The following is a 15,630-nucleotide window of genomic DNA, read 5'->3' on the forward strand; positions in this document are numbered from 1 at the left end:
CTCTCCCTCGGTCGACGGGGCGGGCCTGGGGCCCGGGCTTCGCGGCCCATCGTCGTATCTGACGGTCCGTCAGTAAAGGGGTGCGCGGGGTTTTCCGTCACGGCCGCCCGGCGGCGACGGCTTCACGACGGCGACGGCTTCACGGCGGCAGCCCGCGGTGCCGCACTCCCGCGCGCGAGCAGCCCGCGGCGCCGCACTCCCGCACCCGGGCAGCACGGCGCGGCGGGCCGCGGTCCCGTCAGCCCGCCCAGAGGCCGTCCGGGGTGAGGCCGAGGAGGTCGATCGCGTTGCCGCGGACGATACGGTCGACGACGTCCGGGGCCAGGTGCCCCATCTGCGCCTCTCCGACCTCCTTCGACTTGGGCCAGGTGGAGTCGGAGTGCGGGTAGTCCGTCTCGTACAGCACGTTCGCCACGCCGATGTCGTCGAGGTTCTTCAGCCCGAACGCGTCGTCGAAGAAGCACCCGTAGACATGCTCGGCGAACAGCTCGGACGGCGGCCGGAAGACCTTGTCGGCCACGCCGCCCCAGGCCCGGTTCTCCTCCCAGACCACGTTCGCGCGCTCCAGGATGTACGGGATCCAGCCGATCTGGCCCTCCGCGTACATGATCTTCAGGTTCGGGAAGCGCTCGAACTTGCCCGACATGAGCCAGTCGACCATCGAGAAGCAGCAGTTGGCGAAGGTGATCGTGGACCCGACCGCCGGCGGCGCGTCCGCCGACGTGGAGGGCATCCGGCTGGACGAGCCGATGTGCATCGCGATGACGGTGCCGGTCTCGTCGCAGGCCCGCAGGAACGGGTCCCACTCGTCGGTGTGGATGGAGGGGAGCCCCAGGTGTGGCGGGATCTCCGAGAAGCAGACGGCGCGCACCCCGCGCGCCGCGTTCCTGCGCACCTCGGCGGCGGCCAGTTCGGCGTCCCAGAGCGGGACGAGGGTGAGCGGTATGAGGCGCCCGTGCGCCTCGGGGCCGCACCACTCCTCCACCATCCAGTCGTTGTACGCCCGCACCCCGAGCAGCCCCAGCTCCCGGTCCTTGGCCTCGGTGAACGTCTGGCCGCAGAACCGCGGGAAGGTCGGGAAGCAGAGGGCGGACTGGACGTGGTTGACGTCCATGTCGACCAGCCGCTCGGGCACGCTGAAGGATCCCGGACGCATCTGCTCGTAGGTGATCACCTCGAGCTTGATCTCGTCGCGGGAGTAGCCGACGGCGGTGTCGAGCCGGGTCAGCGGGCGATGCAGGTCCTCGTAGATCCACCAGTCGCCGATCGGGCCGTCGTCGCCCTGCCGCCCCATCACGGGGGCGAACTTGCCCCCCAGGAAGGTCATCTCCTTCAGGGGGGCGCGGACGACCCGCGGGCCGATGTCGCGGTACTTGGACGGGAGCCGGTCCCGCCAGACGTTGGGGGGCTCAACCGTGTGGTCGTCCACCGAGATGATCTTCGGGAAGGTCTCCATAGGCACCAAGGTAGCGCCCATCTGACGATCCGTCAGCTACGGGGACGGCGCGATCCCGCGCACCACGTGCCGCTAGAACTCCACGTGCGCCGGCAGCAGGATGCGCCAGACCGCGTCCTCCATCCCGTGCACCGCCGCGATCCACCCGACGTTCTCCTCCTCCGTACCCAGCCGCACCGCCTGCGCCAGCTCCGACACCACGTCCGCCAGATCCCCGTGCCCCATCGCCGGCTCCAGCCGTCCGCCCGCGGGGCCGTCGTCCAGGTAGCGCTGGTAGCCCGGCGCGGTGCGCAGGACGCCCACCGGGCGCCAGCTCTCGGCCAGCCGCCAGACCGGCTCACCGCCGACGAGGGTGCCGTCCGCCTCTACCACCTGGGTACGGGCGCGGTCCACCGCCAGCGCGGTCCAGCTGTCGCCACCCGTCAGCACCGCCGCCGGCGCGCAGCGCTCCACGCAGCGGCCGACCGCCGACGTCACGCCCGGCGCGGGCAGCACGAGCGGGACCGCCGTCATCCCCGCGTACAGGCAGCCGAAGAACGCCCCCGCGAGATCGGCGCCCTCCGGGTAGGCGAGCAGCACCCGGCTGCCGGGCGGCACCAGTTGCCCGAGGCGCGCGGCCACCGCCCGCGCCCGGCGGTCCAACTCCCAGTAGGTGCACCCGGCGGTCCCCGCCGAGGCACCGTCGGGGAACGGCAGCTCCGGCACCGACTGGGGCGCCCAGGCGGCCCGTCGCCGCAACCACGGCCCGGGCAGCCGGTCAACGGCCGCCTGGCCTGTCGCTCCGGCACGGGGGCGAGATCCGGACTTTGATCCGTGGCCGGAATCCGACCCCGAGCCCGATCCGGATCCTGAACCGCCTCCCGAACCCGATCCGGTCCCGGAACCGGATCCGGAGCCGCCTCTCGTCACCGCCACCGGTACGCATTGTGAACACATGACTGACCTCTCACCTCCCTCGCACCAGAAAACACAGGGGCACCACCGAAATGCACACAGCACAATCCGCGGTCATACACAGACGGAACCTCAAATTCAGCACAACTTTCCCCGTAACGCCGGGTCGGGTGCTAGCACGGGGTGACCCCGGCCCTCCGACACGGCAAACTGGCACGGGACGGCGGGCTGAGTGACTGGGCCCACCCGTCATGCGGACACTGTTCCGGTACGCGATGAACGATAGATATACGCGCGTCGGGCCGATTGACACCGCATCGGCCGGCACGCCTCAGGGGGCAGCATGGACAGCGCGACAGGGCCCGACCAGGGCCTGCGGTTCGCAGTTCTCGGTCCAGTACGGGCATGGCGCGACGAGCAGCCGATCGTGACCGGCTCCCCGCAGCAGCGCGCGCTCCTCGCCGCGCTGCTGCTGCGCGGCGGCCGGACCGCGACCGCGTCCGAACTCCTCGACGCCCTGTGGGGCGAGACGGCGCCGACCACCGCGCTGGCCGCGCTCCGCTCGTACGCGTTCCGGCTGCGCAAGGCGCTCGGCGCCGACGCGCTCATCACCGAGTCCGGCGGCTACGCCCTCCATGTGGCGCCGGACGGGCTGGACTTCGCCGCCGCGGAGCGCCTCGCCGCCGAGGCCGAGAAGGCCCGCGGCGCGGGCGACCCGGTGCGGGCCCGCGAGTTGCTCGCGACGGCGCTGGGCATGTGGAACGGCGAGCCGCTCGCCGGGCTGCCGGGACCGTACGCCGAGGCCCAGCGCAACCGGCTGGAGGAGTGGCGGCTGGCCGTCACCGAGACCCGCCTGGAACTCGATCTGGAACTGGCCGCGCACGCCGAGGCCGTCTCCGAGCTGACCGCGCTCTCCGCCGAACACCCGCTGCGCGAGCGGCTCCGCTGCCTGCTGATGCTCGCCCTCTACCGCGGCGGCCGGCAGGCCGAGGCGCTCGGTGTCTACGCCGACACCAGACGACTGCTCGCCGACGAGCTGGGCGTCGACCCCTGCGCCGAACTCATGGAGCTGCACCAGCGGATCCTGGAGGCCGACCCCGGCCTGGCCGCCCCGGCCGGGCCCGGCGGACACGTCGCCGAGATCGTCCGGCCGGCCCAGCTCCCCGCGACCGTCTCCGACTTCACCGGCCGCGCCGCCTTCGTCCGGGAACTCGGCGCCCAGCTCACCGAGGCCGACAAGGACGTCATGGCGGTCTCGGCGCTGGCCGGCATCGGCGGCGTCGGCAAGACCACCCTCGCCGTCCACGTCGCGCACGCCGCCCGTGACGCCTTCCCCGACGGCCAGCTCTACGTCGACCTCCAGGGCACCGACGCCAGGCCCGCGGAACCCGAAGCCGTCCTCGGCTCGTTCCTGCGGGCGCTGGGCCTGTCCGACAGCGCGATCCCCGACTCGCTCGCCGACCGCGCCGCGCTCTACCGCTCCACCCTCGACGGCCGCCGGGTGCTCGCACTGCTCGACAACGCCCATGACGCCGCCCAGGTACGGCCGTTGCTGCCCGGCACGCCCGGCTGCGCCGCGCTGATCACCAGCCGGGTCCGGATGGTCGACCTCGCGGGCGCGCACCTCGTCGACCTGGACGTGATGAGCCCCGAAGAGGCCCTGCACCTCTTCACCAAGATCGTCGGCGAGGAGCGTGTCACCAGCGAACGCCAGTCCGCCCTCGACGTCGTCGCCGCCTGCGGTTTCCTCCCGCTCGCCATCCGTATCGCCGCCTCCCGGCTGGCCGCGCGCCGTACCTGGACCGTCGCCGTGCTGGCCCGCAAGCTCGCCGACCAGCGCCGCCGCCTCGACGAACTGCGCGCCGGCGACCTGGCCGTCAAGGCCACCTTCGCACTCGGCTACGGCCAGCTCGAACCGCTCCAGGCCCGCGCCTTCCGCCTCCTGTCGCTCCCCGACGGCCCGGACATCTCCCTGGACGCGGCAGCCGCCATCCTGGACATGGACCCGTACTCCACCGAGGAGCTGCTCGAAGCCCTCGTCGACATCAGCCTCATCGAGTCCGCCGCCCCGGCCCGCTACCGCTTCCACGACCTGCTGCGCCTGTACGCGCGCGAGTGCGCCGACCGCGACGAGACCGACGAGGCCCGCTGCCAGGCCCTGTCCCGGCTGCTCGACTTCTACCTCTCCTCCGCCGCGTGCGCCTACGAGCTGGAGAACCCCGGCGACCGCGTCCTGGACCACCTCGCACCCACCGAACGCGCCGGCCTGGCCTTCGGCACCCGCGAAGAGGCCCTGGAATGGCTGTTCTCCGAGGCCCAGGGCCTGCTCGCCGCCGTCCAGCAGGCAGCGGGCGGCGGCTGCGAGGGCCCGATGCGGCGCGCGGTCGACCTGCTGTGGGCGTCCCAGGACCTCGTGGAATCGGGCATCTACGCGCGCCAGTACGAGCAAGGGGTGCAGGCGCTGGTGCGGACGGCGAGCGAGTGCGCCGAGCACCTGGTCGAGGGCCGGGCCCGCGTCCTGCTCGGCCAACTCCACCGGCTGTTCGGGCAGTTCGCGGCGGCGGACAACGAGGCACAGCGTTCCCTCATCCTGGGCCTCGCCGCCGAGGACCCGCTGACCTGCAGCTACGCGCCCAACCTGCGCGGCAGTGTCGCGCTGCAGGCCCTTCGGTTCGCCGAGTGCGCCGAGTACCACATGATTGCCCTGGAGGCGTTCCGGGATGACGGCAACCGGCACGGAGAAGCGGCCGCGCTCAGCAACCTCTCCCGCGCCCAGCTGGAACTGGGCGAAACGGAGGCGGCCGTCTCCACCGCGGAGCAGGCCGTAACGATCTACCGCCAACTGGGCGTCGGCTTCCGGCTCGGCAACGGCCTCTACGCCATGGCCATCGCCCTCACGGCAACCCGCCGCCTCGACGAGGCATCGGCCTGCCTGACCGAGGGTCTGGGCATCTTCCGAGAGGCGCGACAGCAGTTCTGGGAAGGCATGACGCTGTTCCGGCTCTCCAAGGTGCACCTGGCGGACGGCCAGTGGCGCCAGTCCGCGTCCCATGCCGAGCAGGCGCTGGTCATCCTGCGCGAGGTCGGCGGCGAATGGCGCACCGCGAACGCCCTGACGGTCCTGGGCCGGGCCCTCGCCGGCTTCGGCCAGACCATCCGCGCCCGCGCCTGCTGGCACGACGCCCTCGGCATCTTCACCGCCCTCGACTCCCCCGAGGCGGACGAGGTCCGCGGCCTCATCGATGACCGGCCGACTTCTGCCGTTGCCATATAGTCCCAGGTCACCGCGAGCAACGTGCTCGTTTATCGGTTGATTATCGCGGGATGCCAGGATTCCATTCATTGCACGAGCCACCCGCCCGGTGACGCACGGGGGTCGCCACCGGGCGGGTTCACCACCGGAACGACAAAACCTGGGGAGTCCATATGACCACCGAGATCCCGAAGCCGAAGAACAACGATCCCATCGTCAAGCCGGACAACTGGCACAGCGACAGCACCACGGAGCCCATCCCCGACGTCCTGCTCGGCGACGGCGGCACCGAGACCAAGCCCGACAACTGGCACAGCGACTCGGAGCCCGCCAACTAACCGGCCGAGCCGCACAGTCCGGCCCCACACGCTCGGGGGAGCGGCAGGGGCCATCGGGGGACACCGGAGCCACGGGGAAGCACGGGGGGAAAAGACGTTCAGGGGCTCGGGGGAGCCCAGGAGCGAACGGGCTCGGGGGAGCCCACGGTCCGGGGGGACCACATGGGGGAAACGCTCAGGGGTTCGGGGGAACCCAGGGGTGCACGGGGCTCGGGGGAGCCCACCGATGAACGGGTCCGGGGGGACCCCAGCACGAATCCAGGGTCCGGGGGGACTCAGCGGAAGGAACGGGACCGCACGCAGGGGGAACACGAGAGACCGACCATGGCGTGGAGGGGGCGCCGTGGCCGGTCTCTCTTTCCGTGCGGGGACGCCCTACGGGCGCCAGGGGCGGGGAATCCGACTACTCGTACCAGGTGATCGAGCAGATGTAGATCGCCTCATGACGCGGCACAGCGAGGAACGAGAAGAAGCCGCGCCCGCTGAGGATGTCGAATTCCCGGAGTCCGCCCTCCCGGTCCTCCGGTCGCCCCACCTTGATCGCATCATGCCCCAGAGCGGCGAGCTCAACTGCCAACCGCTCGACCTCCGCGACCACGCCGGTCGGCAGTCCCTGGGCCACATACGCTTCGCTCGGGTTCCACTCCCACGTCCAGCCGTTCACAGTCCGGCTTCCCTCTCCGCCGTCTCGCGGATGGACCGGATCTCGGCGATCGCCTCGGTCGGATCCATCTCGCCCTCGTCCACAACCCGCTCCAGCACGCGAAGCCGGGCGGCGCGTTCCGGATGGCGTTCGATGGCGACGAACACTGCCCACGAATGGACGAAGGCTCGCAGCGGAGCAAGGCTGCTGGTTGCCTGCGCGTTCGTGGTGGCCTCGAAAAGGTGCTGGATAAGTGCGGGGATCCTACTGGGTGCGATCTTCGCAACCGCGGCCCGAAGGGCGTCGGGCGTCAACTCCGGCATCGCGATCAGCGGCCCGTATGGGCCGCTGGGCTGCTCGGTCATCGCACACCTCCGATAGGAGCGGTCAGGACGATTCACGGTACCGGTCCTGACCCAGGTGGACAGCGCAACGAAGCCTCCCGGAGGTTCGGCGTCCGAACACGCCGGGTGCTGCGCGCGAAAACAGGGCAAAGCGGGCAGGGTAGTCCGCGTGATCAATACCTTCGAGGGGATCGTCGAGCGGTTCGTGCTGGCCGGGGACGGGTTCGGGCGGGTGCTGCGGGAGGTGCGGCCCGAGCAGTGGGGGTGGCCCACTCCCTGCGCGGAGTGGGACGTGCGCCTGCTGGCCAACCACATGACGCGGGGCAACCTCAGCTACGTCAGCCTGCTGGACGGCGGCACCGCCGCCGACTTCCTGGACCTGCGGGACGCCGACGCGCTCGGCGCCGATCCGGTCGCCGCGTACACCCGCTCCTTCCAGGAGTGCGCCACCGCCTTCAGCCGGCCGGGCGCACTGCAACAGGTCCTCGACTACCCCCTGGGCAAGGTCACCGCAGCCCAGGCGCTCGCCGTGCGCAGCACCGACAGCACCATCCACACCTGGGACCTCGCCCGCGCCACCGGCGCGGACGAGACCCTGGACCCCGGCCTGGTCGCCTGGATCGACGGCCAACTGGAGGAGATCTACGCCGGCCTGGCCGAGTCCCCCACCGCAACGGAAACCACCCACCGCTTCTTCGCAGCCCCGGCCGACACCTGCGCGCACGACGCGTCCCGCCAGAACCGCCTGCTCAACCGCATGGGCCGCACCCCGGAGCACCGCGCCTGACGCGGGCGGCTACCGCGTACGGATCTCACACCACACCCCCTCTCACCACCACTCCCGCGCTGCTCGCGCGGTTCCTCGACGGCGTCAAGGCCGGGCAGTACGACGACTGGGCCGGCTGAGGTCAGAGCAGTACGAAGTGGCTCTTCTGCGTCGCTGCGCGCCTTGACCGCGGGGAGGGGGGAGGCTCCGGCGCTGCGCGCCTGCCAGTGGGGGCGGCCCGCTGCGCGGTCCCGCGAGGTGGAGGGAGTCCGGTCCGCTGCGCTCCCCGGGGCGGGCGGGGGCTGCGCTGCCCGAAACTTCGCCAGGCGGTGTTTTGACCGTCCTTAGTGATCCACATCCGCCGAAAGTCCACCTCCTGGGTCACAACTGAACCCTCTCGTCACACCCGTCTCACCTTTTGGCAGGGAAGGTGGGCGAGAGCTCCACCCCGCTCGGGGCGCAAAGCGAGCCCGACGCACTTCCCGGACACGCCACCCGCAGCGCACCACCGGGACCGACCGACCCCCGCCCTGCCCAGGGCAGCGCAGCGGACCGCCTTCACTGGCAGGCGCACAGCGCCGGGGCCGCCCGCTCCCCGCGGTCAAGGCGCGCAGCACCGTAGAAGCACCACTCCGCACTGCTCCGACCCCAGCCCCCACTACCCCTACCGGCCCGCCGCCCCCCGCAGCTCCGCCTTCATGACCTTTCCGCTCGCGTTCCTCGGGAGCTCGTGCAGGAAGCGGACCTCCCTCGGGACCTTGTAGTTGGCCATTTCGCGGCGTGACCAGGCGATGAGGTCGTCGGCGGAGAGGGTGGAGTCGGGGCGGCGGATGACGTAGGCCTTGCCGACCTCGCCGAGGCGGGGGTCGGGGATGCCGATGACGGCGGCGTCCGTGACGTCGGGGTGGTGGCGCAGCGCCTGTTCTATCTCGGCGGGGTACGCGTTGAAGCCGCCGACGATGAACATGTCCTTGATGCGGTCGGTGATGCGCAGGTTGCCGTCGGCGTCCATGACGCCGACGTCGCCGGTGTGCAGCCAGCCGTCGGGGTCGATGGCGCGGTCCGTCTCGTCGGGGTCCTCGAAGTAGCCGCGCATGACGTTGTAGCCGCGGACCAGGACCTCGCCGGGCTCACCGGGGCCGGCGGACAGGACGCGCACCTCGGTGTCCGGGATGGCGCGGCCCGAGGTGGAGGCGATGACTTCGGCCGGGTCGCCCTGGCGGCACATCGTGACCGTGCCGCTGGCCTCGGTGAGCCCGTACGCCGTCAGGACGGTGGCGATCTTCAGCTCCGCGCGCAGCCGTTCGACGAGTTCGAGGGGGACGACCGCGGCGCCGGTGACGACGAGGCGCAGCGCGCTCAGGTCGTGCTGGGCGCGGGCCGGGTGGTCGAGGATCGACTGGTGGAGGGTGGGCGGGCCGGGGAGGACGCTGATGCGCTCGGCGGCGATGTTGGCGAGCGCGGTGTCGACGCTGAAGACCGGCTGCGGCACCATCGTGGCGCCGCGCATGAGGCAGGCGATGATGCCGGCCTTGTAGCCGAAGGTGTGGAAGAACGGGTTGACGATCAGGTAGCGGTCGCCTTCGGTCAGGCCCGCCAGTTCGCTCCAGACGCTGTAGACGCGCAGCGTCTGGGCGTGCGTGATGACGGCGCCCTTGGGGTGGCCCGTGGTCCCGGAGGTGAACGTGATGTCCGAGGGGTCGTCGGGGCTCAGCGAGTCCGCCCGGCGGCGTACCGCCTCGCGCGAGACCGTCTCGCCGCCCGCCAGGAAGTCCCGCCATGTCCGGTACCCCTCGGGAGCGGTGTCGGAGAGCACGACGACATCCCGCAGATGCGGCAGCTCGGCGTCGGCACGGCGCAGCGAGGCGACGTACGACGTGCCGAGGAAGGTGCCGGTGACGAAGAGCAGTTTGGCGCGGGTGCGCTGCAGGACGTAGGCCGCCTCGGCGCCCTTGAAGCGGGTGTTGAGCGGGACGAGGACACCGCCCGCGGACACGGCGCCGAGCGCCGCGACGATCCAGTCGAGCGTGTTGGGTGCCCAGATCGCCACGCGGTCGCCCGCTTCGACACCGGCCGCGATCGTCGCGGCGGCCGCCCGTTCGACGCGCTCACCCAGCTCGGCGTAGCTGACACGGGTCCGGCCGTCGACGACCGCCTCGCGGTCGCCGTGCAGTCGTACCGCCGCTCGTACCAGCCCCGGGATGCTGCCCCAGTCCAGGTCACCGCGCATGATGCTCCCCTCCGCCACGGACCTACAACAACCGCTCCACCTACTACCTGACTGTCCGTCAGATTAGCGGTACCCTGACTGGCTGTCAGCAGTGGTGACCATGCCGGGAGGTGTCCGTGAGCGCTGCCCTGAAGGACGCGACAGCGATCGTGGGAATAGGCCAGACCCCGTTCGCCAAGAACCTTGTGGAGTCCGAACGCACCCTGGCCTGCCGCGCGATCATCGCCGCGCTCGACGACGCCGGCATCACGCCCGCCGAGGTCGACGGCTTCGCCTCCTACACGATGGAGGAGACCGACGAGGTCGAGGTCGCGAAGTCCATCGGCGCCGGGGACGTCACCTTCTTCTCCAAGGTCGGGTTCGGCGGCGGCGGCTCCTGCGCGACGGTGGCGCACCTCGCGGCGGCCGTCGCCACCGGTCAGGCGACCGTCGGCGTGGCCTGGCGGTCACGCAAACGCGGCAGCGGCAAGCGCCCCTGGACCAACACCGCGGTCCAGCTCCCCACCCCCGGCCAGTGGACCCGCCCCTTCGGGCTGCTGCGCCCCGCCGACGAGATCGGCATGCTCGCCCGCCGCTACATGCACGAGTTCGGCGCGACCCGCGACCATCTGTTCAACGTCGCCCTCGCCTGCCGCAACCGCGCCAACCAGAACCCCGCCGCGATGATGTACGAGCGCCCGCTGACCCGCGAGATGTACATGACGTCCCGCTGGATCAGTGAACCGCTCTGCCTCTTCGACAACTGCCTGGAGACCGACGGCGCGCTGGCCTGCGTCATCGTCAGCGCCGAGCGCGCCCGCGACTGCCGGCGAAAGCCCGTCTACGTGCACTCCACCGCCCAGGGCCTGCCCGCCCAGCACCACGGCATGGTCAACTACTGGAACGACGACCCGCTGACCGGCCCGTCCTGGGCCACCGCGCGCCATCTGTGGAAGAACTCCGACCTCACCCCCGAGGACGTCGACGTCGCCCAGATCTACGACGCGTTCACCCCGCTCATCCCCCTCTCCCTGGAGGGCTACGGCTTCTGCGGGCGCGGCGAGGGCGCCGCGTTCACCGAGGGCGGCGCCCTGGAGATCGGCGGCAGGCTGCCCATCAACACCGGTGGCGGCGGCCTCAGCGAGGCCTACGTCCACGGCTTCAACCTCATCAACGAGGGCGTCAAGCAACTGCGCGGCGACTCCACCGCCCAGGTCCCCGACGCCGCGACCTGCCTGGTCACGGCAGGCGAGGGCGTACCGACATCCGCGCTGCTGCTGCGAAGCTGAGAATCCGAGGAGCTGACCGCCATGACCGCCTACGAAGAACTGCTCCTGCCCGTGGTCGACGACGACGGCGCGCCCTTCTGGCAGTACGCCCGCCGCGGGGAGCTGCGCGTCCAGGCCTGCGCCGCCTGCGGCGTCCTGCGCTTCCCGCCCCGCCCCTGCTGCCCTCACTGCCAGTCCTTCGACAGCGAGTGGCGGCGGATGAGCGGCCGCGGCCGCATCTGGTCGTACGTCTTCCCGCACCCGCCCCTGCTGCCCGCCTACGCGGCTCAGGCCCCGTACAACGCCATCGTCGTGGAGCTGCTGGACGCCCCGCAGATCCGGCTGGTCGGCAACCTCGTGACCTCGGCCGACGCGCCGCTGGACTCCGTCGAACCGTCGAAGCTCCGCATCGGCGCCGGGGTGAAGGTCGCCTTCCACGCGATGGCGGACGGCGTCACCGTGCCGCGCTGGCTGCTGGAGCGGCCATGAGCGTCACGCGTACGTCGAAGGACGGCGTCGCGGTCGTCACGTTGGACCGCCCGCGGCGGCACAACGCGATCGACCTGGACACCATCACCGAACTCACGGCTCTGTGGCGGGAGTTCCGGATGGACGACGACGTCCGCGCCATCGTCCTCACCGGCGCCGGCGACAAGGCGTTCTGCACCGGCATCGACCGCTCCGTCGACGTCCCGCAGCCGCCGTCCCCGTACTCCATCGACGACCCGCTGCTGCGCCTCGGCCCCAAATCCAACGACCTGTGGAAACCGGTCGTCGCGGCCGTCAACGGCATGGCCTGCGGCGGCGCCTTCTACCTGCTGGGCGAGGCCGAGTTCGTCATCGCCGCCGAGCACGCCACCTTCTTCGACCCGCACACGACGTACGGCATGGTCAGCGCCTACGAATCCGTCCTCATGGCGCAGCGCATGCCGTACGGCGAGGTGATGCGGATGTCGCTGATGGGCACGGCGGAGCGGATCGGCGCGCGACGGGCGTACGAGACGGGTCTCGTGTCGGAGGTCGTCCCGGCGGACGAGCTGCTCGACGCGGCCCTGCGCGCCGCCGCCGTCATCGCCTCCTACCCGACGGAGGCGGTCCAGGGCACGGTCCGCGCGGTCTGGTCCGCCCGCGAGGCGGCCCGCACGCACGCGCTGGCGCAGGCCCCGCACCTGATCGCGCTCGGCAACCTCCCGCCGGAGCGCCAGGCGGGGCTGTTCACGTCACGCAGCGCGGAGTTCAGGGTGCGCTGACCGTCCGGCAGGGTGTCAGCCGACGCGGCGGTCGGCGCTCGCGACGACGCAGTCGGTCCACTCGCCGACCTGGATAGCGGCGTCGAGGGTCCCGGTGACCTGGACCGTCTTCGTCGAGCGGGCCTTCACCAGGGTGCGGGAGAGCTTGGACGTGCCGACCTGCTCGCCCTGGATGTTGTTCAGGCGCACCACGGCGGTGAAGTAGTAGGACTTGGTGCCCCGGCTGTTGTCGATCCGCAGCTGCGACGTGGGCCGGGAGGCGTCCGAACCGGAGCTCAGGCACCGCAGGACGGTCACCTGGTCGATCGCGTTCGGCTGCGTCGTCGAGCTCGCCGAGCCGGAGGACGTCGGCGAGCTGGTGCTCCGGCGGTAGGCGGTGGTGGGCCGGGGGCTGTAGCTGGAACCGTAGCTCGGGTCAGAACTCGAACCGGAACCCGCAGTGGAACCCGAGGAGCTCGAACTTGAGTTCGAAGAACTGCTGCTGCTGTGACTGCTGCTGCAACCGCCCCCCTTGCTGTGACTCTTGCTCTTGCTCTTGCCCGAGCTGAACCCGGTGAGAGCGAGAACGACGACGGCGAGTACCGCGACAAGTCGCAGTTGGCGGAGCTGCATGGCTGACGATCCCCAGTCGTTGGCAGGAGCGCGTCAGGCTAGCAGGCCTCGTCGCCCGCCCCCGGCGCGAGTGGGCCCCGGCAGAAGGGACGCTCACGCTCGCGACCGCCCCACGTGGCGGGCCCCCGCCACCCGGCATAGCGTGGGCCGCACGGGGGCGCCGAGATTGGACGACGCACGATGTTCCGCAACATCTTCGGGTCCCTGATCGCTCTCCTCGGGGCGGCGGCAGCCGTCTGGAGCCCTTTCCGGGCCTGGTACGGCGGCCGGCACGGATCCGAGATCCGCATGGAGGACCTCTTCGACGGGATCACCGCCGACCGGGCCGCCGTCATGGGCTCCCTGTTCCTCCCCATGCTCTTCGCCGCGCTGATCACCCTCCTCGGGATCCTGCTGCGCTCCCGGCTCCTCGTCGGCTGCGCCGGCATCCTCGTCCTCGGCTTCACCATCCTGTGGATGGTCCGTCAGGGGCTGTCCGCCGGCTCCCTGACCGCCGGTGGTGACGGACTCGGCATCGGCGTCGTCAACGCCCTCGGCGGCGGCGTCCTGCTCCTGATCGGCGCCGCCACCATGTCGGGCCGCCGCCACCGCTCCGCGTACGGCCGCCGGCCGCCCCACACCGCCGAACCCGCCGCCTATGCCGAGCCCGTCAGCCACCACCCCGAGCCCGTCGAACCCGCGGCCTATGCCGAGCCCCCCGGTTCCCCCGCTCCCGCCGACCGCGCGAACGATCTCCCCACCTGGCCCCAGCCCGAGACCGCTCCCCGACCCGCGGCTCCGCCCTCCGAACCGACCGTGTACGACCAGCCGACGCTCACCGACAACCACCCTCCGCGCCCCCCGGACCAGCAGACCTGACGGGCTATCGTCTCCGGAGCCGACGACCGGCGAACCGCCCGGTCGGGGCTCCGTCGACAGGAGACCTGTGTGAGAACGTCCCGAATACGCCAGGGGATGTGCCGGGCGACCGTAATCGTCGCCGCGGCGGCGTCGCTGGCCCTGGGCCTCCCGGCATCGGCGGGGGCCGCCCCCGTCTCCACCACGGTGGAATCGGTGCGGGCGATGACATGGAACGTCTGCGGCGAGGCCGGAGGCGCGAGCCCGTCGGCGCTCGGGTACTGCCCCGACCGCAAGAGTCCGCAGAAGAAGGCGGACGGCATCACGGATGTCGTGCGGGCACGGAACCTCAACGTGGTCATGTTGCAGGAAGTCTGCGCGGGCCCTCCGCTCAACCTGCCCGGCGCCGCCACCGGACCCAGCCAGCTCGACACGATCCTGTCGGCTCTCGGCGCGGGCTGGACCTCCGCCACGGCGGTGGCCCTCCGCCCTGATGGCCGATCCGACTGTCGGGGATCGCTCTCCGGCACCCTGAGCACCGCGATCCTGGTGAAGGGGACCATCGACGACCGTCCCCAGCCGGTACCGCTGCCCGTGCCGCTGAACAGTGACGCGGACCGTGCGCAGGTGCTGTGTGCCGGGGTGGCCGGCTGGCAGACCCACGTCTGCACCACGCACCTGTCGAACAACGACGCGTTGCTCGCGGCAGGCGTCTACGAGAAGGAAGTCGCCACCCTCAAGTCGGTGATCTCGGCCTATCCCCGCGTCGTGGTGGGCGGTGATTTCAACATGGGGTACTACGGGGCGGTCCCGTCCAGACTGCAGCCGCTCTACGACCTCATGCCCGAGTGCGACCGGTCCTCGTACCTGCCCGGTGACGCCGCCAACGAGGTCACGCACTTCACCTACGCCCCCACGACGGGCACCTACACCTCGTCGAAGATCGACTACCTCTTCTCGACCGCCGGCTTCACCGGTTGCGACTCGTGGACCCAGAAGGCCGATCAGGCCGACTACCGGCTCAGCCAACAGCCTGAGTGCTACTACGTCGCGAACCAGCACGACGCGGTCTGCACGCCCACCGGGATCTCCGACCACGCCCCGCTGTACGGATACACCAAGGGCGCTCCCGACCTGTCCTGGAAGCTCACCGACGGCTCCGGCACCACCGCCGCGGACGACTCCGTGAACAGCCGTCCCGGCACGCTCGACGGCGGTGTGAGCTGGAGCGCCGCGCCTGGCGGCGGGGCGGACTTCAACGGCACCGACGGCGCCGTCACCGCGCCCGGATCCGTCGTGAACACGGCGCAGAGTTTCACCGTTTCCGCTTCGGTGAACATCCGGCCCGGTGCGCCGACCTCGGTCGTCGCGAGCCAGGACGGCACGAACATCAGCGGCATGATGCTGGTCTACGACGCGGTCGACAGCTCCTGGCGGTTCGTGATGCCTGCCGCCGACAGCTCCGGCTGGACCGTCCACCAGGTCATGGCGAACGTCGCCGCACAGACCGGCGTCTGGACCCGTCTCACCGGCGTCTTCAACGCGGCGACGGGGACGATGACGCTCTATGTGAACGGAACGGCGGCGGGTACGGCGAGCCACACCACCCTCTGGTCCGCCACCGGTCCCTTCGTCGTCGGCCGCGACAAGGTGGACGGCAGGGCGAACGCCTACCTGAGCGGCTCGGTACGGACGGTCAGAACCTTCAGCTACCCGCTGAACGCGGCCGAGGTGGCCTCGCTCACCTCATGACGACCGGC

The 15,630-nt window shown here is 71.3% G+C and carries 14 protein-coding genes; 8 read left to right on the forward strand and 6 right to left on the reverse strand.

The genetic code is table 11. The features are described 5' to 3' along the window. Window positions 1-238: 238 nt before the first annotated feature. Together O3X23_RS03835 and O3X23_RS03840 are read right to left on the reverse strand one after the other, a co-directional pair. Window positions 239-1,456 (reverse strand): amidohydrolase family protein, encoded by a 1,218-nt coding sequence (locus O3X23_RS03835; RefSeq protein ID WP_269269657.1) that lies wholly within the window; start codon window positions 1,454-1,456, stop codon window positions 239-241. Window positions 1,457-1,528: 72 nt separating this feature from the next. Further along, entirely contained in the window at window positions 1,529-2,161 is a 633-nt protein-coding gene (locus tag O3X23_RS03840; protein ID WP_269269658.1) for an AMP-binding protein, read from the reverse strand. Window positions 2,162-2,693: 532 nt separating this feature from the next. On the opposite strand from O3X23_RS03840, the gene O3X23_RS03845 reads away from it, so the two are divergent. Together O3X23_RS03845 and O3X23_RS03850 are read left to right on the forward strand one after the other, a co-directional pair. Then, complete coding sequence (locus tag O3X23_RS03845; protein ID WP_269269659.1) at window positions 2,694-5,624, forward strand: AfsR/SARP family transcriptional regulator; 2,931 nt, start codon at window positions 2,694-2,696, stop codon at window positions 5,622-5,624. 152 nt (window positions 5,625-5,776) lie between these two features. Beyond that, window positions 5,777-5,941, forward strand: a complete 165-nt coding sequence (locus tag O3X23_RS03850; protein ID WP_269269660.1) for a hypothetical protein — start codon at window positions 5,777-5,779, stop codon at window positions 5,939-5,941. Between the two features lie 403 nt (window positions 5,942-6,344). Here O3X23_RS03850 and O3X23_RS03855 read toward each other — a convergent pair whose 3' ends face one another. Both O3X23_RS03855 and O3X23_RS03860 read right to left on the reverse strand, forming a co-directional pair. Beyond that, on the reverse strand, window positions 6,345-6,605 hold the full coding sequence (locus tag O3X23_RS03855; RefSeq protein WP_269269661.1) for a hypothetical protein: 261 nt from the start codon (window positions 6,603-6,605) through the stop codon (window positions 6,345-6,347). Beyond that, on the reverse strand, window positions 6,602-6,949 hold the full coding sequence (locus O3X23_RS03860; protein ID WP_269269662.1) for a hypothetical protein: 348 nt from the start codon (window positions 6,947-6,949) through the stop codon (window positions 6,602-6,604). Before O3X23_RS03860 ends, O3X23_RS03855 begins: the two co-directional genes overlap by 4 nt. A 148-nt stretch (window positions 6,950-7,097) precedes the next feature. On the opposite strand from O3X23_RS03860, the gene O3X23_RS03865 reads away from it, so the two are divergent. Further along, the gene (locus O3X23_RS03865) at window positions 7,098-7,715 is read left to right on the forward strand and encodes a TIGR03086 family metal-binding protein (protein ID WP_269269663.1); all 618 of its coding nucleotides are present in this window, start codon (window positions 7,098-7,100) and stop codon (window positions 7,713-7,715) included. A 643-nt stretch (window positions 7,716-8,358) separates the two neighbouring features. Here O3X23_RS03865 and O3X23_RS03870 read toward each other — a convergent pair. Continuing rightward, entirely contained in the window at window positions 8,359-9,924 is a 1,566-nt protein-coding gene (locus O3X23_RS03870; RefSeq protein WP_269269664.1) for a FadD3 family acyl-CoA ligase, read from the reverse strand. Window positions 9,925-10,040: 116 nt separating this feature from the next. Between O3X23_RS03870 and O3X23_RS03875 the strand changes: the two genes are divergently transcribed. From O3X23_RS03875 to O3X23_RS03885, 3 genes are read left to right on the forward strand one after another with little or no spacing between them, the layout of a single operon-like run. Further along, window positions 10,041-11,192 (forward strand): lipid-transfer protein, encoded by a 1,152-nt coding sequence (locus O3X23_RS03875; protein WP_269269665.1) that lies wholly within the window; start codon window positions 10,041-10,043, stop codon window positions 11,190-11,192. A gap of 21 nt (window positions 11,193-11,213) precedes the next feature. Beyond that, entirely contained in the window at window positions 11,214-11,660 is a 447-nt protein-coding gene (locus tag O3X23_RS03880; protein ID WP_269269666.1) for a Zn-ribbon domain-containing OB-fold protein, read from the forward strand. Next, window positions 11,657-12,421, forward strand: a complete 765-nt coding sequence (locus tag O3X23_RS03885; protein WP_269269667.1) for an enoyl-CoA hydratase/isomerase family protein — start codon at window positions 11,657-11,659, stop codon at window positions 12,419-12,421. Before O3X23_RS03880 ends, O3X23_RS03885 begins: the two co-directional genes overlap by 4 nt. A gap of 15 nt (window positions 12,422-12,436) precedes the next feature. Here the strand turns inward: O3X23_RS03885 and O3X23_RS03890 are convergent, their stop codons facing one another. Next, the gene (locus O3X23_RS03890) at window positions 12,437-13,033 is read right to left on the reverse strand and encodes a hypothetical protein (RefSeq protein WP_269269668.1); all 597 of its coding nucleotides are present in this window, start codon (window positions 13,031-13,033) and stop codon (window positions 12,437-12,439) included. 180 nt (window positions 13,034-13,213) lie between these two features. Here O3X23_RS03890 and O3X23_RS03895 point away from each other — a divergent pair, with 180 nt between their 5' ends. Then, window positions 13,214-13,891 (forward strand): hypothetical protein, encoded by a 678-nt coding sequence (locus O3X23_RS03895; protein WP_269269669.1) that lies wholly within the window; start codon window positions 13,214-13,216, stop codon window positions 13,889-13,891. Window positions 13,892-13,960: 69 nt separating this feature from the next. Then, a complete protein-coding gene (locus tag O3X23_RS03900) occupies window positions 13,961-15,622 on the forward strand; it encodes a LamG-like jellyroll fold domain-containing protein (protein ID WP_269269670.1) in 1,662 nt (553 codons plus the stop codon). The last annotated feature ends 8 nt before the right edge of the window (window positions 15,623-15,630 follow it).

The sequence above is a fragment of the Streptomyces sp. H39-S7 genome (assembly GCF_027158205.1).
Taxonomy (GTDB): domain Bacteria; phylum Actinomycetota; class Actinomycetes; order Streptomycetales; family Streptomycetaceae; genus Actinacidiphila.